14 protein-coding genes are annotated in these 19,451 nt (G+C 73.4%); 3 read left to right on the top strand and 11 right to left on the bottom strand.

Annotation, left to right across the window (positions count from 1 at the left end; genetic code table 11):
* Positions 1-40: 40 nt before the first annotated feature.
* On the bottom strand, positions 41-2,689 hold the full coding sequence (locus tag OG455_RS17045) for a bifunctional FO biosynthesis protein CofGH (RefSeq protein ID WP_266294566.1): 2,649 nt from the start codon (positions 2,687-2,689) through the stop codon (positions 41-43).
* Positions 2,690-2,876: 187 nt separating this feature from the next.
* On the opposite strand from OG455_RS17045, the gene OG455_RS17050 reads away from it, so the two are divergent.
* The 3 genes from OG455_RS17050 to OG455_RS17060 are packed head-to-tail and all read left to right on the top strand — an operon-like array spanning position 2,877 to position 6,176.
* Positions 2,877-4,205, top strand: coding sequence for a DUF2092 domain-containing protein (locus tag OG455_RS17050; protein WP_266294568.1), 1,329 nt, complete (start codon positions 2,877-2,879; stop codon positions 4,203-4,205).
* A gap of 2 nt (positions 4,206-4,207) precedes the next feature.
* Positions 4,208-5,230 carry an ABC transporter ATP-binding protein gene (locus OG455_RS17055; protein WP_266294570.1) on the top strand — a complete coding sequence of 341 codons (1,023 nt, stop codon included), beginning with the start codon at positions 4,208-4,210 and terminating at the stop codon, positions 5,228-5,230.
* Positions 5,217-6,176: an ABC transporter permease gene (locus OG455_RS17060; RefSeq protein WP_266294572.1), complete on the top strand. Its 960-nt coding sequence runs from the start codon at positions 5,217-5,219 to the stop codon at positions 6,174-6,176. The genes OG455_RS17055 and OG455_RS17060 overlap by 14 nt, the downstream gene beginning before the upstream one ends.
* Here OG455_RS17060 and rarD read toward each other — a convergent pair.
* The 10 genes from rarD to OG455_RS17110 all read right to left on the bottom strand — a co-directional run bounded on the left by rarD (position 6,166) and on the right by OG455_RS17110 (position 19,439).
* On the bottom strand, positions 6,166-7,203 hold the full coding sequence (gene rarD / locus OG455_RS17065) for an EamA family transporter RarD (protein ID WP_266294574.1): 1,038 nt from the start codon (positions 7,201-7,203) through the stop codon (positions 6,166-6,168). The genes OG455_RS17060 and rarD overlap by 11 nt on opposite strands.
* Before the next feature lie 112 nt (positions 7,204-7,315).
* Entirely contained in the window at positions 7,316-8,455 is a 1,140-nt protein-coding gene (locus OG455_RS17070; RefSeq protein ID WP_266294576.1) for a hypothetical protein, read from the bottom strand.
* 76 nt (positions 8,456-8,531) lie between these two features.
* Positions 8,532-9,689 carry a hypothetical protein gene (locus OG455_RS17075; RefSeq protein ID WP_266294578.1) on the bottom strand — a complete coding sequence of 386 codons (1,158 nt, stop codon included), beginning with the start codon at positions 9,687-9,689 and terminating at the stop codon, positions 8,532-8,534.
* A gap of 43 nt (positions 9,690-9,732) precedes the next feature.
* Positions 9,733-10,623 carry an RNA polymerase sigma-70 factor gene (locus OG455_RS17080; protein ID WP_266300839.1) on the bottom strand — a complete coding sequence of 297 codons (891 nt, stop codon included), beginning with the start codon at positions 10,621-10,623 and terminating at the stop codon, positions 9,733-9,735.
* Between the two features lie 220 nt (positions 10,624-10,843).
* Complete coding sequence (locus OG455_RS17085) at positions 10,844-11,905, bottom strand: 2-oxoacid:ferredoxin oxidoreductase subunit beta (RefSeq protein ID WP_266294579.1); 1,062 nt, start codon at positions 11,903-11,905, stop codon at positions 10,844-10,846.
* Positions 11,898-13,751 (bottom strand): 2-oxoacid:acceptor oxidoreductase subunit alpha, encoded by a 1,854-nt coding sequence (locus tag OG455_RS17090; protein WP_266300840.1) that lies wholly within the window; start codon positions 13,749-13,751, stop codon positions 11,898-11,900. The genes OG455_RS17085 and OG455_RS17090 overlap by 8 nt, the downstream gene beginning before the upstream one ends.
* Before the next feature lie 332 nt (positions 13,752-14,083).
* On the bottom strand, positions 14,084-14,743 hold the full coding sequence (locus OG455_RS17095) for a response regulator transcription factor (RefSeq protein ID WP_266300841.1): 660 nt from the start codon (positions 14,741-14,743) through the stop codon (positions 14,084-14,086).
* Between the two features lie 78 nt (positions 14,744-14,821).
* On the bottom strand, positions 14,822-15,832 hold the full coding sequence (locus tag OG455_RS17100; protein ID WP_266294580.1) for a polyprenyl synthetase family protein: 1,011 nt from the start codon (positions 15,830-15,832) through the stop codon (positions 14,822-14,824).
* A 206-nt stretch (positions 15,833-16,038) separates the two neighbouring features.
* Positions 16,039-17,658: an NADH-quinone oxidoreductase subunit NuoN gene (gene nuoN / locus OG455_RS17105; protein WP_266300842.1), complete on the bottom strand. Its 1,620-nt coding sequence runs from the start codon at positions 17,656-17,658 to the stop codon at positions 16,039-16,041.
* A 116-nt stretch (positions 17,659-17,774) separates the two neighbouring features.
* A complete protein-coding gene (locus tag OG455_RS17110) occupies positions 17,775-19,439 on the bottom strand; it encodes an NADH-quinone oxidoreductase subunit M (protein ID WP_266294581.1) in 1,665 nt (554 codons plus the stop codon).
* Positions 19,440-19,451 lie beyond the last annotated feature (12 nt).

Genomic DNA, 19,451 nt, shown 5'->3' on the forward strand with positions numbered 1-19,451 from the left:
GGCCGAGCGGCCGCGCTGCCACCCCGGATGCCGCCGCGCCCTACTCCAGCACCGGCAGCAGCTCCGGCAGGTGCCCGTCCGAGGCCAGCGCCGCCGCGCGCCGCTCCGCGCTCACCTCGCCGTACGTCGTGGTCCGCTGCCGCGAGGGGCGGCCGGCCGCCTCGGCGATGGCCTCCAGGTCGCGGATCGACTTGTAGCTGCCGTAGGCGGAGCCCGCCATCCGCGAGATGGTCTCCTCCATCAGCGTGCCGCCCAGGTCGTTGGCACCGCCGCGCAGCATCTCGGCGGCCCCCTCCGCGCCCAGCTTGACCCAGCTGGTCTGGATGTTGGGGATGTGCGGGTGCAGCAGCAGCCGGGCCATCGCCACCACGGCGCGGTTGTCCCGGTGGGTGGGTCCGGGGCGGGCGATGCCGGCCAGGTAGACGGGGGCGTTGGTGTGGATGAACGGGAGGGTGACGAACTCGGTGAAGCCACCGGTGCGCTGCTGGATGGCGGCCAGCAGGCGCAGGTGCCCCAGCCAGTGGGCGGGGGTGTCGACGTGGCCGTACATCATCGTCGAGGAGGAGCGGATGCCCAGCTCGTGGGCGGTGCTGACGACCTCGACCCAGGTGTCGGCCGGCAGCTTGCCCTTGGTGAGGATCCAGCGGACGTCGTCGTCCAGGATCTCGGCGGCGGTGCCGGGGATGGTGTCCAGGCCCGCCTCCTTCGCCGCCGTCAGCCACTCGCGGATCGACAGCCCGGTGCGGGTGGCGCCGTTGACCACCTCCATCGGCGAGAAGGCGTGCACGTGGATGCCGGGCACCCGCTCCTTCACGGCCCGCGCGATGTCGAAGTACGCGCTGCCCGGCAGGTCGGGGTGGATGCCGCCCTGCATGCAGACCTCGGTGGCGCCCACCTGCCAGGCCTGGGCGGCGCGTTCGGCGACCTGGTCGAGCGAGAGGGTGTAGGCGTCGGCGTCGGTGCGGCGCTGGGCGAAGGCGCAGAAGCGGCAGCCGGTGTAGCAGACGTTGGTGAAGTTGATGTTCCGGGTGACGCAGTAGGTGACGGTGTCGCCGACCGCCGAGCGGCGCACGTCGTCGGCGATCCGGCAGAGCGCGTCCAGCCCGGCGCCCTCGGCCTGGAAGAGGGTCAGCGCCTGGTCGTCCGTCAGCTTCGTCGGGTCGTCGGCGGCCACCGCGAGCGCCGAGCGCAGGTCGCCTGGCAGCCGGGCGGCGGGCACGGCGGCGGCCTGCTCGCGCAGGGCGCCCCAGTCCCCGTACACCTCGTCGAAGTCGCCGCGCCGCTCCGCCCCGCGGCCCTCGGTGTCGATCTCGCGGTGCAGCTCGGTGCGGCCCGAGGAGCCGAGGTCCTCCGGCTCCTGCCAGGGCCGGCCGAGCACCGGTGCCGTCTCCAGGGCGAGCCCGGTCTCCGGCTCCAGCAGGCCCGCCACGTGCGGGCGGATCCGCGGGTCCAGCCAGGGCTCGCCGCGCCGCAGGAACTCCGGATAGACCGTCAGCCGCTCGCGCAGCCGGTAGCCCTGCTCGGCGGTGCGGGCGGCCAGCTCCTCGATCTGCGGCCAGGGCGCCTCGGGGTTGACGTGGTCCGGGGTGAGCGGGGAGACGCCACCCCAGTCGTCGATGCCCGCGCCGATGATCAGCTGGTACTCCCCCGCCACCAGGTTCGGCGGCGCCTGCAGCCGCATCCCGGGGCCGAGCACCACCCGGGCGACCGCGATGCAGGCGGCGATCTCCTGCAGCTCCGCGTCCGGCATGCCGCGCATCGCGGTGTCGGGCTTGGCCCGGAAGTTCTGGATGATCACCTCCTGGATGCCGTGGTACTGGCGGGAGATGCTCCGGATCGCGAAGAGCGAGTCGGCCCGCTCCTCGTAGGTCTCACCGATGCCGATCAGCAGGCCGGTGGTGAAGGGGACGGCGCTGCGCCCGGCGTCCTCCAGGGCCCGCAGCCGCACCGCGGGCTCCTTGTCGGGCGAGCCGTGGTGCGGGCCGTCCGGCTCGGACCACAGGCGGGTCGCGGTGGTCTCCAGCATCATGCCCATGCTGCCGGAGACCGGCTTCAGGCGCTGGAAGTCGGTCCAGGTGCAGACGCCCGGGTTGAGGTGCGGCAGCAGGCCGGTCTCCTCCAGCACCCGGATGGAGATCGCCCGCAGGTAGGAGATGGTGTCGTCGTAGCCGTGCGCGTCCAGCCACTCGCGGGCCTCGGGCCAGCGGTCCTCGGGGCGGTCGCCGAGCGTGAACAGGGCCTCCTTGCAGCCCAGTGCGGCGCCCTGGCGGCAGATTTCCAGTACTTCGTCAGGTGACAGGAACATCCCCTGCCCGGCGCGGCGCAGTTTGCCGGGGACGGTGACGAAGGTGCAGTAGCGGCAGCGGTCCCGGCAGAGCCGGGTGAGCGGGACGAAGACCTTGCGGGAGTACGTGATGACGCCGGAGCGCCCGACCGCCGCCAGGCCCTGGTCGCGCAGCCGGGCGGCCGTGCCGCAGAGGTCGGCCAGGTCCTGGTCACGGGCCTGCAGCAGCACGGCGGCCTCGGCTCTGTCCAGCGCCACCCCGTCGCGGGCGCGGCGCAGGGCGCGGCGCATCGCGGTCGCGGTCGGCTGCGCCGGCACGGGCGCAGGCGCGGGCACCGGCACGGGCGCGGGCGGCTGCGAAGCACTCGGCCGCGCGGTCGGCGTGGAGGGTGGCGTGGCGTCCATGGGCCGACCCTACGCCAGCAGGAGGACCCGCCGACCCCGACAACCCTGATACGGCCTCAGGGTCGTTTGCTCCACGCGATGTAGCCCGGCTTAACCCTGCGGGGCGATGCGGCCGGAGGTGCCGCGGGTCTCTAATGGATGCCATGAGGGAAGGCACGATCGGGAGTTCGACGGAGGGGCTGACACCATGAGCAGCGGGTACGCGGGGTTCGACGAACAGCGGGAACCGGACGGGTCGGCACCGGCCGAGGCGCTCGGCGCTCCCTACCGGGCACGGCGCCGCACCGCGGTCCGGGTGCTGGTGCCGGTGGCGGTCGCCGCCATCGCCGCGACGGGCGTGGCCGTGGTGCCGGCCCTGGCCAGCCCCGGGACCCCGAGCCTGCCCCAGGTGACGGCCCAGCAGCTGGTCGCCAAGGTGCTGGCGAACCGGACCACCGCGCTGAGCGGCACGGTGCAGGTCTCCACCGACCTCGGCATCCCGAGCCAGGTGCTCGACCTCGCGGGCCGGGGCGGCGCGGCCGCGGCGGCGGCGGGTGCCGCGGGGGCGGCCGGCGGCAGCGGTCAGGCCAAGCAGGACGGCGGCGGCGCGAGCGCCGACCCGCAGGCCCAGCTGGCCACCCTGCTCTCCGGCGACCACACGCTGCGGGTCGCGGCCGACGGCCCGGACAAGCAGCGGATCGCGCTGGTCGAGCCGCTGGCCGAGTACGACCTGATCCGCGACGGGAACCAGCTCTGGGCCTGGGACAGCGCGAGCAACCAGGCCGTGCACCTGACGGGCGGCCAGGCCGCCGCCGAGGACGCGAAGTCCCCGCTGAGCGGCGTGCCGACCACCCCGGAGGAGGCCGCCCGGCAGTTCCTGGCCGACAGCGCGGGCAGCTCGGACATCACGGTGGCCGGCAGCGTCTCGGTGGCCGGGCGGGACGCCTACCAGCTGAGCGTCAAGCCCGCGCACTCCGGCTCGACGATCGGCGAGGTGCGGATCGCGGTGGACGCCGCCACCGGCACCCCGCTCGCGGTGACGGCCACCGCCGCCTCCGGCGGCACCGTGCTGGACGTGCACTTCAGCGACGTCTCCTTCGCCGCGCCGAGCGCGAGCACCTTCGACTTCACCCCGCCCAAGGGCGCCGAGGTGGTCCAGCAGACAGCCGGGAAGACAACCGGGCAGACAACCGGGCAGACAACCGGGCAGCCGGCGCGGCACCCGCAGGGCGGCCACCCGCAGCAGGACCAGGGCGGCGCGAAGGTGACCGGCACCGACTGGACCGCCGTGCTCTCCTTCACGCTGCCCGCGCAGGGCGCGAGCACCCCGGCGGACGGCGGCCGGCCGGCCGGCGGCCACCACCCGAAGCAGGCGCTGCCGAACGCCGGTGAGCTGATCAAGTCGCTCGGCAAGCCCGTGGCCGGCGGCCGGCTGATCAGCACCAAGGTGCTCAACGTGCTGATCACCGACGACAACCGGGTCTACGCCGGTGCCGTCACCCTGCCCGTGCTGCAGGCAGCGGCGGGAGTCGAGTAGCGATGACGCAGTCTCCGGCCGCGGCCGCGGCGGGGGCCGTCGAGGGGGGCCGGGTCGCCGAGGCGGCCGCGGTCCCCTTCGACGGCCCGCCGGTGATCCGCACCCAGGGCCTGACCAAGCGGTTCGCCGGCGGCCAACTGGCCGTGGACCAGCTGGACCTGACCGTGCCGCGCGGCAGCGTCTTCGGGTTCCTCGGTCCGAACGGCTCGGGCAAGACCACCACGATCCGGATGCTGATGGGCCTGATCGCCCCGACCGCCGGCGTGGCGACGGTGCTCGGCGCCCCGATGCCGCAGTCGGCGGGCAGCGTACTGCCCCGGGTCGGCGCGCTGATCGAGGGGCCCGCGCTCTACGGGTTCCTCTCCGGGCGGGACAACCTGGTCCGCTACGACTCGGCCGACCCCACCTGCGACCCGCGCACCCGCGAACAGCGGGTGGCCCACGCGCTGGAGCGGGTGGGCCTGGCGGCCGCGGCGGGGAAGAAGGCGCGGGCCTACTCGCTGGGCATGAAGCAGCGGCTCGGCCTGGCCGCCGCGCTGCTGCGGCCGCGCGAGCTGCTGGTGCTGGACGAGCCGACCAACGGCCTCGACCCGCAGGGCATGCGGGAGATCCGGGCACTGGTGCGCGAGGTCGCGGCGGAGGGCACCACCGTCTTCCTCTCCTCCCACCTGCTGGACGAGATCGAGCAGGTCTGCACGCACGCCGCCGTGATGTCCAAGGGCCGGCTGGTGGTGCAGGGCACGGTGGCCGAACTGGCCGCCCGGGCCCAAGGCCGGCTGGTGGTGCGGACGGCGGACACGGCGGCGGCGCTGGCCGTGCTGACCGAGCGCCGCCTGGCGGACCTGCGGGTCGGTGAGGGCCGGGTGGACGGCGAACTGGCCACCGTCGACGAGGAGTCGCTGCCCGAGCTGTGCGCCGCGCTGGTGGCGGCCGGGGTACGGGTGCGCGGTTTCAGCCTGGAGCGGGGCACGTTGGAGGACGCCTTCGTGGCGCTGACCGGGGAGGGCTTCGATGTCGCGGGCTGAGACGGCGGGCGCCGGCACGGCGGAAGCGGGAGCCGCGGCGGGAGCGGGAGCGGCGGCGGGGGTGGGAGCGGCGGCGGGGGTGGCGGTGGCGGACCCGGCCGCCGCCGGACCGCGGGCGCAGAGTCTCCCCGGGTTCCTCGCGCTCTTCCGCAGCGAGCTGACGCTGACCTTCCGCAGGCTGCGGACGCTCGCGCTGCTCGGCGTGCTGGCCGTGGTGCCGATCCTGATCGGCGTGGTGGTGCGGATCGAGACCGGCAACCTGCACGGCGACGGCGGACCGGCCTTCATCGCCCAGGTCACCCAGAACGGCGTCTTCCTGACCTTCACCGCGCTGGCCACCTCGCTGCCGATCTTCCTGCCGATGACGGTGGGCGTGGTGGCCGGCGACTCGGTGGCCGGCGAGGCGGCCACCGGGACGCTGCGCTACCTGCTGGTCGCCCCGGCCGGTCGCAGCCGGCTGCTGGCGGCCAAGTTCACCGCGTCGATGGCCTTCTGCGTGGCGGCCACACTGGCGGTGGCGCTCTCCGGTCTGATCGTCGGCTCGATCCTCTTCCCGGTCGGCGATGTCACGCTGCTCTCGGGGGACACCATCGGCCTGGGCGCGGCCCTGCTGCGGGTGGTGCTGATCTGCGGGGTGGTGGCGCTCTCGCTGGCCGGGCTGGTGGCGGTCGGGCTCTTCATCTCCACCCTGACCGGCAGCGGGATCGCCGCGATGGCGAGCACGGTCGGCCTGGTGATCATCGTGCAGGTGCTGGACGGCTTCCCGCAGCTGCACGCGATCCAGCCCTGGCTGCTCACCCACTACTGGCTCTCCTTCGGCGACCTGCTGCGGCAGCCGATGTACTGGCACCAGATCGGGCAGGACCTGGGGCTGCAGGCGCTCTACGTGGCCGTATTCGGCTCGGCCGCCTGGGCGCGCTTCAGCAGCCGCGACATCACCGCGTGACGTCGCCCGCCGGGGCCGGGGCCGGAACCACCGGCACCGCCCCGACGGCGAGGCCGGTGCCCGCTCCTGCTCCAGCTCCCGCGACCACGGCCGTACCCGCTGACCGGACGCGGTCGGCACGCTCGGCCCGCAGCCGCCGCGCCGCGTCCCAGGTGAGCAGCACCAGCGCCACCCAGACCAGCGCGAAACCGGCCCAGCGCTCGCCCGGCATCGCCTCGTGAAAGTAGAGGACGCCGCAGAGGAACTGGAAGACCGGCGCCAGGTACTGCAGCAGCCCCATGGTGGAGAGCGGGATCCGGATCGCGGCGGCACCGAAGAGGAGCAGCGGCACGGCGGTGATCGGGCCGGTCAGCATCAGCAGCGTGAGATGGCCCGCACCGTGCCCGAAGACGGCATGGCCGGTGGCCGAGCGGTAGATCAGGAAGCCGACGGCGAAGGGGAAGATGAACGCCGTCTCCAGCGCGAAGCTCTCCAGCCCGCCGAGCGCGATCTTCTTCTTCAGCAACCCGTAGACCGCGAAGCTGAGCGCCAGGGTGAGCGCGATCCAGGGCAGCCGCCCGTAGCCGATGGTGAGCACGACCACGGCGAGCGCCCCGACCCCGACCGCCGCCCACTGCGCGCGGCGCAGCCGCTCACGCAGCACGAGCACGCCGAATCCGATGGTGACCAGCGGGTTGATGAAGTACCCGAGGCTGGTCTCCACCACGTGCCCGGAGTTGACGCCCCAGATGTAGACGCCCCAGTTGACCGAGATCGCGGCGGCGGCCAGCGCGGAGAGCGCGAGCCGCCGGGGCTGGCGCAGCAGCGGCAGCACCCAGGCCCAGTGGCGGCGGACGGTGAGGACGGCCACGGCGACCACCAGCGACCAGGCCATCCGGTTGGCCAGGATGTCGCCGGAGGCGCTGGGCTCCAGCAGCGGCCAGTAGAGCGGGAAGAGGCCCCAGATGCCGTAGGCGGCCATCCCGAACCACAGGCCCCGGCCCGCCTCGCGCTGGAGTGCCTGGCTCGACTCCGGTTCCGCTGCCATGACAGGCCTCTCCTCCGCTCGGCGCACGCGTGTCGTGGCGACGGTAGCGGCCGGCGAGCGGGGTTGTCATCTCCGTTCTCGCATTTTGGTCATGACAGGTCCACCCGACCGCTCAGCCCTTGACGGGCGGCACGTCGACGGAGGGCGCGTCGACGGGAGGCGCGTCGACGGGAGGCGCGTCGACGGGCCGCCGGCTCAGGCTCCAACGGTCGGTCGGCTTCTCCGTCTTGAGCACCAGCAGGCCCGGACGCGGGGCGGCGAGCACCTCGCTGCCCGCACGCCGGCCCAGGACCGCCGGAGCCGCCTGGTCGAACCCGTCGATCACCCCGCAGACGCACAGGTCACCGGCCCAGCAGCCGCAGACGAACTGCAGACTCCAGGAGCCGGAGGTGACCTTCACCGCCACCTCCGCCGGGTACCCGGAGCGCACGGCCACGATCAACGGGCCCGCGCCGGACCGGTCGCCTGCCAGCTCGTCCAGCTCGGCGGCGGGAAACAGGCGGACGGACCACTCGGTGATTCCGTCACTCGTGTAGAGCTCCAGGTGGGTCATGTCCGGGGTCAGCAATCCCCGGGCACGGACCGGGGCGCGGTCGTGGCCGAAGACCCTCAGGAACGCCTGGTGCTTGTCATCCCCGACCACCGGTGAGACCGACAGGTAGCTCTCTGTCAGGCCCACCGCCTCGGCCACCGCGACGGCGCCCGGCTCGGGCCACTCGATCGGCAACCGCTTGCCGCTCGGACCGGTCAGCACGCCCGAGTAGTGGAAGCGCTCACCGGGCCGGGCCTTGGGAACGCTCCGGATGACGTCCTGTCGGGCCGGGGCGGGCGGCTTGGCCTTGGGCTTGCGCTTGGCCGGGGGCGCGGGGACGGCCTCGGGCTCGGGCTCGGGCTCAGGAGCGGCCTTGGGCGCGGCCTTGGGCGCGGCCTTGGGCGCAGGGGCAGGCTTGGGCGCGGGGGCAGGCTTGGGCGCGGGGGCAGGCTTGGGCGCGGGGGCAGGCTTGGGCACCGGCGCATCCTCGGGTTCAAGGGCAGGGCCGGGCTCGGCCTTGGGCACCGGCACCGGCACCGGCACGAGCGCCGGGACGAGCGCGGGCACGGGCGCGATCGCGCCTGGCACCCGCTCGGCCACCAGGCGCCGCGTCTCCTCCGCGGCCTCGGCCGCGCGCCTCGCCGCCTTGCCGACCCCCAGCAGCTGCACCAGCAGCCCCGTCACGACACAGCCCAGCAGAAAAGCGACGACGACCAGCACGGCTCCCCCTGTACTCCGCGGTGTTCCGCGACCTCGTTCGCGCCAGAGACTACGCGCGACTCAGTCCTCGTCGCGCTCAGTCCTCGTCGCGCTCGGAGCCGACCGCGCGGACGCGCAGGCGCCAGGGGTCGGTCTCCTCGTCCATGGTGACCACGAGCAGGCCCGGGCGCGGGACGGTGAGCACCTCGATGGCTTCGCCGCAGGCGCTGACGTAGTTGGTCGTGTAGCCGAGCCCCCTCGTCGTACATGCGCACTTGTCGCCCGCCCAGCAGCCGCAGACGAACCGCAGGCTCCATGAGCGGGACTTGGCGTGTGCCACCACCTCGACCGGGCCCCGCGGACGCACCGCGAGGATCGGGCTGCCGCTGCCCTGGCGCTCGTCCAGCAGCTCGTCCAGCTCCGAGGGGCCGCGCAGCCACACCGACCAGCTCGACGCGCCCTCCCGCGACTCCACCTTGAGATGGGTCATCTCCTGGGTCAGCAGCCCCCGCGCCCGGATCTGGCCCTCGTAGCCCCAGGCGGCGGCGACCCGGGGGTGGGTGTGGACCCGGGTGCGGGTGCGGGTCATCGGGACGACGGTCACCATGAACTCCGCCTCGACCACGACCTCCGCGATGGCGACGGCACCGGGCTCGGGCCAGTCGATCGGGAACTCCTCCTCGCCCTCGCCGGTCCGGACGCCGGAGTAGTGGAAGCGCTCACCGGGCCGGGCCTCGGGGAGGCCGCCGACGGAGTCGCGCGGGCCGGTGACCGGCACCAGGCGCGGCAGGTCGCCCTCGGCGGGCGGGGCGGGCCTCGGCACCGCGTCCGCGGGCACGGCAACCACGGGCACAGCGTCCACGGGCACGGCGTCCACGGGCACGGCAACCGCGGGCACGGCGTCCGCGGGCACCGCGTCCACAGGCGCAGCCACCGGCAGCGCTCGCAACTCGTCGGCCGCGCGCCGCCCGAGCACCTGGACCAGCTCGGTGTGCAGCACCGCCATCAGCTGCTCCCGCCCCGGGGCCGGGGCCTTGGTGAGCACCACCCGATCGACCGGCACCGCCTCCCGCACCGCCTCCCGCACCGCCGCCGACCGCTCGGCCGCCCTGAGCTCCGCGAGCGCCGACACCGCGTCAGCGGCCAACCGCTCGGCCCGCTCGGCCGACTCCAGCGCCCTCCGCGCCGTCCGCCGCGCGCCACGCGCCTGGCCGATCAGGCCCATCACCACGCAGCCCAGCAGAAATACCGCCACCAGCGCCACGGTTCCCCCTCGGTCCCTCGTTCCCGGCCCGAGGCTACGCGCCGTCCGGCGCCCTCCCCTCCCAGGGGGTGGCTCCGCGAAGGCCGGCCAGCTTCTCGGGGTTGAGCTGTGCGCGCAGCCCGTGCACCCGGCCGTCGCGCACCTCCAGGCTGAGCGCGCCCCGCGGGATGCCGTCCCTGCCGAAGATCACCCCCTCCTCGCCGTTGAACCAGGCGAAGCCGGGCAGCACGCCCGCCATCTCCGGCTTGGCCATCACCCCGATCAGCCAGCGCGCCACGTGGTCGGGCCCGTAGAGCGGTCGGCGGGCGGCGCGCACCACGCCGCCGCCGTCGGACCAGGAGATCACGTCGGGCGCCAGCAGCTCCATCACCCGCGCCGCGTCCCCGCTCACGCAGGCGGCCAGGAAGCGCTCGGTGACCCGGCGCCGCTCGCCCGGGTCGGTCTCGAAGCGCGGGCGGCGGGCCTCCACGTGCGCCTTGGCCCGGTGCGCGGTCTGCCGCACGGCCGCCTCGCTGCGGCCCAGCGCCTCGGCGATCTCGGCGTTGCTGTAGGCGAAGACCTCGCGCAGGACGAAGACCGCGCGCTCCAGCGGACTGAGCGTCTCCAGCACCACGAGCATCGCCAGTGAGACGGAGTCCGCGAGTTCGGCGTGCCGGCCCGCGTCGGGCGCGGCCAGGGCCGGATCGGTGAGCAGCGGCTCCGGCAGCCAGGGGCCGACATAGGCCTCGCGCCTGGCCCGGGCGGAGGTGAGCCGGGTGAGCGCCAGGTTGGTGACCGTCTTCACCAGGTAGGCCTTCGGGTGCGCGATGGCCGCCTGGTCCACCGCGGCCCACTTGAGCCAGGCGTCCTGCAGCACGTCCTCGGCGTCCGCGACGCTGCCCAGCAGCCGGTAGGCGGCGCCGAAGAGCAGGCGCCGGTGCTCCAGGAACGGGTCGGCCTGAAGCGGGTCGGCCGAGGACGGGTCGGCCGGGAACGGGTCGGCCGAGGACGGGTCGGCCGGGAACGGGTCGGCCGGGAACGCCGCGGAGTCGATCACACGGCTCAGCGTGCCAGCTGCCCCGACCGCCGGGCAACCACCTTGCCCCGGCGGTGACCTGGGTCACCGCCGGGGCCCGCGGTCGGGCGAGGGGCGCCCGGCGCCCGGGTCAGGCGACCGTCCAGGTGTCCGGCCCGGCGAGCAGCGCGGCCAGGTCACCGGCGCCCTTCTGCCGCACGGCGGTGGCCAGCTGGTCGGCCATCAGCGTGTCGTAGACCGGGCGCCGGACGCTGCGCAGCACGCCGATCGGGGTGTGGTGCAGGGTGTCGTTGTCGGCCAGGCGGGAGAGCGCGAAGGCGGCCACCGGGCTCGCCGCGTGCGCGTCGTGCACCAGGACCTGGGACTGGTTGGCCTCGGTGAGCTCCGCGACGGCCAGCTCGCCGGTGGCCGGGTCGCGGAAGACGCCCTGGCCGGCGAAGGTGATCGGCTCCCCGTGCGTCAGGCGGATCAGCGCCCGCTCGGCGGTGCCCGGGTCCTTGAGCACCTCGAAGGCGCCGTCGTTGAAGATGTTGCAGTTCTGGTAGATCTCCACCAGCGCGGTGCCCTGGTGCTCGGCGGCCGCGCGCAGCACCGAGGTCAGGTGCTTGCGGTCGGAGTCGATGGTGCGGGCCACGAAGGTGGCCTCGGCTCCGATCGCCAGCGAGAGCGGGTTGAACGGCGCGTCCAGCGAGCCCATCGGGGTGGACTTGGTGATCTTGCCGAGCTCCGAGGTGGGCGAGTACTGACCCTTCGTCAGGCCGTAGATCCGGTTGTTGAAGAGCAGGATCTTCAGGTTGACGTTGCGGCGCAGCGCGTGGATCAGGTGGTTGCCGCCGATCGAGAGCGCGTCGCCGTCGCCGGTGACCACCCAGACGCTCAGGTCCTGCCGGGAGGAGGCCAGGCCGGTGGCGATCGCCGGGGCGCGGCCGTGGATCGAGTGCACCCCGTAGGTGTTCATGTAGTACGGGAACCGGGAGGAGCAGCCGATCCCGGAGACGAAGACCGTGTTCTCCCGGCGGATGCCCAGCTCCGGCATGAAGGACTGCACGGCGGCCAGGATCGCGTAGTCCCCGCAGCCGGGGCACCAGCGCACCTCCTGGTCGGTCTTGAAGTCCTTGGCGCTCTGCGGCGCTTCGGCCTTGGGCACCAGCCGCAGCGAAGGCAGCCCGTTCGTCGCACGCTGCTCACTCATCGCCCGCGCTCCCGTCCAGTGTCCCGATCGCCGCCCGCAGCACGTCCGCCAACTGCGCCGCCTTGAAGGGCAGTCCGCGCACCTGGTTGTAGGACTGCGCGTCCACCAGGTACTTGGCCCGCAGCAGCAGGGCGAGCTGGCCGAGGTTCATCTCGGGCACGATGACCTTGTCGTAACTCCCCAGCACCTGGCCCAGGTTGGCCGGGAAGGGGTTGAGATTGCGCAGGTGCGCCTGGGCGATGCGGCCGCCGTCGGCCCGCACCCGGCGCACCGCGGCGGTGATCGGCCCGTAGGTGGAGCCCCAGCCGATCACCAGCACCCCGGCCTCGCCGTCCGGGTCGTCGACCTCGATCGGCGGCACCGCGATGCCGTCGACCTTGGCCTGCCGGGTGCGGACCATCAGGTCGTGGTTGGCCGGGTCGTAGGAGATGTTGCCGGTGCCGTCCTGCTTCTCGATGCCGCCGATCCGGTGCTCCAGGCCGGCGGTGCCGGGCACCGCCCACGGCCGCGCCAGCGTCAGCGGGTCGCGCTTGTAGGGCCAGAACTCGCCCTCGGGGGTGTTCGGCCCGGTGGCGAAGTCCGGCTCGATCACCGGGAGTTCGTCCACGCCGGGGATCCGCCAGGGCTCCGAGCCGTTGGCCAGGTAGCCGTCGGAGAGGAGCAGCACCGGGGTGCGGTAGGTCACCGCGATCCGGGCCGCCTCCAGCGCGGCGGTGAAGCACTCGGCCGGGGTGGCCGGCGCCACGATCGGCACCGGGGCCTCGCCGTTGCGCCCGAACATCGCCTGCAGCAGGTCGGCCTGCTCGGTCTTGGTGGGCAGCCCGGTGGAGGGGCCGCCGCGCTGGATGTCCACCACCAGCAGCGGCAGTTCGAGCGAGACCGCCAGGCCGATGGTCTCCGACTTGAGCGCCACCCCGGGGCCCGAGGTGGTGGTCACCCCGAGCGCGCCGCCGAAGGCCGCGCCCAGCGCCGCGCCGATCCCGGCGATCTCGTCCTCGGCCTGGAAGGTGCGCACGCCGAAGTTCTTGTGCTTGGAGAGCTCGTGCAGGATGTCCGAGGCGGGGGTGATCGGGTAGGAGCCGAGGAAGACCGGCAGGCCCGAGCGCTGCCCGGCCGCGATCAGGCCGTAGGAGAGCGCCAGGTTGCCGGAGATGTTGCGGTAGGTGCCGACCGGCAGCCTGGCCGGCGCCACCTCGTAGGAGACCGCGAAGTCCTCGGTGGTCTCGCCGAAGTTCCACCCCGCCTTGAAGGCGAGGATGTTGGCCTCGGCGATCTGCGGCTTCTTGGCGAACTTCTGCCGCAGGAACTTCTCCGTCCCGGCGGTGGGGCGGTGGTACATCCAGGAGAGCAGCCCGAGCGCGAACATGTTCTTGGCCCGCTCGGCGTCCTTGCGGGCCAGTCCGCTCTCCTTGAGCGCCTCCAGGGTGAGGGTGGTCAGCGGCACCCTGTGCAGGTGGAAGCCGTCCAGCGAACCGTCCGCCAGCGGGTCGGCGGCGTAGCCCACCTTCGCCAGCGCCCGCTTGGTGAACTCGTCGGTGTCGACGATGATTTCGGCGCCGCGCGGCAGGTCGGGCAGGTTGGCCCGCAGTGCCGCCGGGTTCATCGCGACCAGCACGTTCGGCGCGTCGCCCGGGGTGAGGATGTCGTGGTCGGCGAAGTGCAGCTGGAAGCTGGAGACACCCGGCAGGGTGCCCTGGGGGGCGCGGATCTCGGCCGGGAAGTTCGGCAGCGTCGAGAGGTCGTTGCCGAAGGAGGCGGTCTCGGAGGTGAAGCGGTCCCCGGTGAGCTGCATGCCGTCGCCGGAGTCCCCGGCGAAGCGGATGATCACCCGGTCCAGCTGCCGCACGGGCTTGGTTGGCCGGGGCGCGCCCGGTACTGCTCGGCCGTCCGGCGTGTCCGGGTCGCCGCTCACTGCCTCTGCCTGATCGACCTCGCTGGTCACTGCCGCGAACCTCCCTCAGGGGTACCAGCCGCGGGCGTGAGCCGTGTGCCCCGTCCGCCTGGTGCACCGATCGCATCCTATGCGGGTCGCGAATCCCTGGGCTGTAACTAGAGCAAAGCAGCGGCGCCGCGTATTCCGTACACGCCCCAGGGGTACCCGGGTGGCCGATCAGGCGTCCGAGCAGGTGGCCGATCAGGTGTCCGAGCAGGTGTCCGAGCAGGTGTCCGGGCGACCGGTCAGGAGTTCAGGTACGTGAGCACCGCGAGCACCCGGCGATGGTCCTCGGGGCTCTGCGCCAGGCCCAGCTTGAGGAAGATGTTGCTCACGTGCTTCTCCACCGCGCCGGGCGAGACCACCAGCTGCTTGGCCACCGCGGCGTTGGTCCGGCCCTCGGCCATCAGGCCGAGCACCTCGCGCTCACGCGGGGTCAGCCCGGCCAGCACGTCACCCTTGCGGCTGCGGCTGAGCAGCTGCTGGACCACCTCGGGGTCCAGCGCGGTGCCGCCGCCGGCCACCCGGACCACCGCGTCCACGAACTCGCGCACCTCGGCCACCCGGTCCTTGAGCAGGTAGCCCACCCCCCGGGTGGAGCCGGCCAGCAACTCCGCGGCGTACTGCTGCTCCACGTGCTGGGAGAGCACCAGCACGCCCAGCTCCGGGTAGGCCGCGCGCAGCGTCACGCAGGCCCGCACGCCCTCGTCGGTGTGGGTGGGCGGCATCCGCACGTCGGCCACCACCACGTCGGGCAGCGCGCCCGCGCCGGCCAGCTCCTTGATGGTGCTGATCAGCGCCTCGCCGTCGCCCACGCCCGCGACCACCTCCAGGCCGCGGTCGGTGAGCAGGCGGATCAGGCCCTCCCTGAGCAGGACCGAGTCCTCGGCGATGACGACGCGCAGCATGGTGCTTCTCCCCCGGAGCCGGTGACGGTCAGCTCACATGGTACGGATCCTCACCTGGTGCGGATCTCCACCGCGTCACATGGTGCGGATCGCCACCGCGTCGCAGAGCCCCTGCAGGGCCGCCTTGGCCGGGCACTCGGGCAGCGGGGCCAGCAGCGCGCGGGCCTCCTCGGCGTAGCCCAGCGTCTCGCGGCGGGCGCGCTCCAGCGCGGGGTGGCGGCGCAGCAGGCGCAGCGCCTCGGCGTGCCGCTGGTCGTCCGTCAGGTCCTGCTGGAGCAGCTCGCGCAGCCGGGCGTCCTCGGGGTCGCTCTCGTCCACCGGCATCGACTCCAGCAGCAGCACCGGCAGCGTGGGCACGCCCTCGCGCAGGTCGGTGCCGGGGGTCTTGCCGGACTCGTGGCCGTCGCTGGCGATGTCCAGCACGTCGTCGGCGAGCTGGAAGGCGATGCCCATCTTCTCGCCGTACTGGGTGAGGATCTCCACCACCCAGGGCTCGGCGCCGGACATCAGCGCGCCGAAGCGGCCGGAGACGGCGATCAGCGCGCCGGTCTTGCCGGAGAGCACGGCCAGGTAGTGGGCCAGCGGGTCCTCGCCCAGCGCGGGCCCCGCGGTCTCCAGGATCTGGCCGGTGACCAGCCGCTCGAAGGCGTCGGCCTGGATCCGCACCGCCTCGGGGCCCAGGTCGGAGAGCACCTGGGAGGCCCGGGAGAAGAGGAAGTCGCCGGTCAGGATGGCCACCGAGTTGTCCCAGCGGGCGTTCACGGTGGGCACGCCCCGGCGCACCGGCGCCTCGTCCATCACGTCGTCGTGGTAGAGCGTGGCCAGGTGGGTCAGCTCGACCACCACGGCGGCCGGCACCACGCCGGGCGCGGTCGGGTCGCCGAACTGGGCGGCCAGCATCACCAGCAGCGGACGGAAGCGCTTGCCGCCGGCCTGGATCAGGTGGTTGGCGGTGATGGCGATCAGCGGCCGGTCGCTCTGCACGGCCTCGGCCATGGCGGCCTCCACCGCCTCCAGCCCGGCCTGGACGTCACGGGTCAGATCGCGGTCCTGCACGCTGAGCCCGAAGGGTTCCACGACGGTCACGAAGACCACTCCTGTCGCCGGTCGATCATGCGGTCCGGTCCCTGTTGCGGCCGCTGCCATCCCCAGCAGCGTATCCGGTCACGAGTGGATCACTGTACGGGCGTGCGGGTACGCGGCGAAGATCGCACCGGGTCCACGGCGGTGACCGCCCCGGACCCGGTGCGCGGGCCCGGTGCGCGGGCTCGCCGCGCGTCCCGGGCCCGCCCTCAGTGCGCGAAGACGGCCGCCTTGGAGGCCAGGTCCAGGAAGTACTGCGGCAGCAGTCCCAGGCCCAGCGTGACGATCACCCCGAGCGAGATCGCCATCGTGGTGAAGACGCTGGGGATCGCCACCGCCGGGCCGTTCGGCTGCGGGTCGGAGAAGAACATCAGCACGATCACCCGGATGTAGAAGAACGCGGCGACCGCCGAGCTCAGCACACCGACGATCACCAGCGGCGTGGCCCCGCCCGCCGCCGCGGCCTGGAAGACCGCGAACTTCCCCGTGAAGCCGCTGGTCAGCGGGATCCCGGCGAAGGAGAGCAGGAAGAGCGCGAAGACCGCCGCGAGCAGCGGCGAGCGCCGCCCCAGCCCGGCCCAGCTGGACAGGTGGGTGGCCTCGCCCTTGGAGTCGCGGACCAGGGTGACCACGGCGAAGGCGCCCAGCGTGACGAAGGAGTAGGCGAGCAGGTAGAAGAGGACCGCGCTCAGCCCCTGCTGGTTGGTGGCGATCACGCCGGTCAGGATGAACCCGGCGTGCGCGATCGAGGAGTACGCCAGCAGCCGCTTCACGTCCTGCTGGGTCACCGCGAGGATCGCGCCGACCACCATGGTGAGGATCGCCACACCCCACATCACCGGGCGCCAGTCCCAGCGCAGCCCGGGGAAGGCCACGTAGAACAGGCGCAGCAGCGCGCCGAAGGCGGCGACCTTGGTGGCCGCGGCCATGAAGCCGGTCACCGGGGTCGGGGCGCCCTGGTAGACGTCCGGGGTCCAGGCGTGGAACGGGACGGCGCCGACCTTGAAGAGCAGGCCGACCCCGACCATCGCCAGGCCGATCAACAGCAGCGCGTCGTTCTGGGTGCTGACGGCGAGCGCCGGGGTGACCGGGGCGGTGCCGGAGACCACGTCGCGGATCTCCGGCAGCCGGAACGAGCCGGAGTAGCCGTAGAGCAGCGCGCTGCCGAAGAGGAAGAAGGCCGAGGCGAAGGAGCCGAGCAGGAAGTACTTGACCGCGGCCTCCTGCGAGAGCAGCCGGCGCCGGCGGGCCAGCGCGCAGAGCAGGTAGAGCGGCAGCGAGAAGACCTCCAGCGCCACGAACATGGTCAGCAGGTCGTTGGCCGCCGGGAAGAGCAGCATGCCGCCGACCGCGAACAGGGTGAGCGGGTAGACCTCGGTGGAGGCGAAGCCCGCCCGGGTGGCCTGCCGCTCCTGCTCGCTGCCGGGGCTCGCCGCGCCCTGGGCGGTGAAGGCGTCGCGCGGCACGCCCTCGGGGCGCGGGTCCAGGCGCCGCTCGGCGTAGAGCAGCACGGAGAGCGCGGCGGCCAGCAGGATCACGCCCTGCAGGAAGAGCGCGGGGCCGTCGATCGCGACCGAGCCCATCGCCACCAGGCCGGACTTGGTGGTGGCGTAGCCCTGGGTGGCGAGCACCACCAGGGCGATGAAGGCGCCGGCCAGACCGGTCAGCGCCAGGCTCACCTGGGCGGCGTAGCGGGCCCGGCGGGGCACGAAGGCCTCCACCAGGATGCCCAGGACGGCCGCGCCGAAGACGATCAGCATCGGCGAGAGCTGGCCGTACTCGATCTGCGGCGCCGGGATGCTCGGCGTGTTGCCGCCGGCCGCCGCCAGCGCGGCGCCGTGCGCGGCCCAGGCGCTGTGGCCGGACAGGGCGCTGTGGCCGGACAGGGCGCTGTGACCGGACAGGGCGCCAGGTCCGGACAAGGCGCTGTGAAGGGGGGAGACACTCACTGCTGCGCACCTCCGGCAGGGATGGCCACCGGGTGGGCCGGGGCCGGGTCGGTCCGGTGGACCTGGGAGAGGGTGTCGGCCACGGCCGGGTTGACCAGGTCGGTGAGCGGCTTGGGGTAGACCCCCAGGGCCACGGTCAGGGCGATCAGCGGGGCCGCCACCAGCAGTTCGCGCGCCTTCAGGTCGGGCATCCTGCTGACCGGCTCCTTGACCGGGCCGGTCATGGTGCGCTGGTAGAGCACCAGCACGTAGAGCGCGGCCAGCACGATGCCCAGGGTGGCGATCACGCCGAGCGCCGGGTAGCGGCTGAAGGTGCCGACCAGGACCAGGAACTCGCTGACGAAGGGCGCCAGGCCCGGCAGCGAGAGGGTGGCCAGGCCGCCGATCAGGAAGGTGCCGGCCAGCACCGGGGCCACCTTCTGCACGCCGCCGAAGTCGGCGATCAGGCGCGAGCCCCGGCGCGAGATCAGGAACCCGGCGACCAGCATCAGCAGGGCGGTGGAGATGCCGTGGTTGACCATGTAGAGGGTGGCGCCGCTCTGGCCCTGGCTGGTCATCGCGAAGATGCCCATGATGATGAAGCCGAAGTGCGAGATCGAGGCGTAGGCGACCAGCCGCTTGATGTCCTTCTGACCCACCGCCAGCAGCGCGCCGTAGATGATCCCGACCACCGAGAGCACCAGGATCGCGGGGGCGAAGAACTTCGAGGCGTCCGGGAAGAGGCCCAGGCAGAAGCGGAGCATCGCGAAGGTGCCGACCTTGTCGACCACCGCGGTGATCAGCACCGCGGTACCGGCGGTGGACTCGCCCATCGCGTTCGGCAGCCAGGTGTGCAGCGGCCAGAGCGGGGCCTTCACGGCGAAGGCGAAGAAGAAGCCGAGGAAGAGCGCGCGCTCGGCGGTCGGGTTGATCACCAGCTTGCCGTCGGCCACCGCCGAGGTGAGCGCCTGCAGGTCGAAGGTGCCCTGGCCCTGCTGCTGCGCGATCACGTACAGGCCGATCACGGCGGCCAGCATGACCAGGCCGCCGAGCAGGTTGTAGAGCAGGAACTTGACCGCGGCGTAGGTGCGCTGGCGGGCCGCCTCGGGGCCGCCGGTGCGGTCGCCGAAGCCGCCGATCAGGAAGTACATCGGGATCAGCATGGCTTCGAAGAAGACGTAGAACAGGAAGACGTCGGTGGCCAGGAAGGAGACGAGCACCATCGCCTCGACGGCCAGGATCAGGGCGAAGAAGCCCTGGGTGCGGCGCCTGTTCTCGAACGACTGGCCCTCGGAGCCGGCGTCCGGGCGGGGGATGGGCCCCTCCTGCCCGTTGGCGGGCAAGGAGGGAGGGTCGGCGTCGTGCCAGGAGGCCAGCATCACCAGCGGCACCAGCACGGCGGTGAGCAGCACCAGCACCGCGCCGATGCCGTCCACGCCGAGCGAGAAGTTGATCCCGAAGGAGCGGATCCAGCTGTGCGACTCGGTGAGCTGGTAGCGCGCGCCGCCCGGCTCGAAGTCGGCGGCCACCAGCGCGGTGAGCGCCAGCGTGACGGCGGAGACGCCGAGCGCGACCGCCTTGGTGGTGCGCCGCCGGGCCTCGCTGGTGCCGGCGGGCAGCGCGGCGGTGAGGATCGCCCCGGCGGCGGGGACGGCGCAGGTGACGGTCAGCAGGTAGCTCATGGCCGGGCCTCC

The sequence above is a fragment of the Kitasatospora sp. NBC_01287 genome (assembly GCF_026340565.1).
In the GTDB taxonomy this organism is placed as follows: domain Bacteria; phylum Actinomycetota; class Actinomycetes; order Streptomycetales; family Streptomycetaceae; genus Kitasatospora.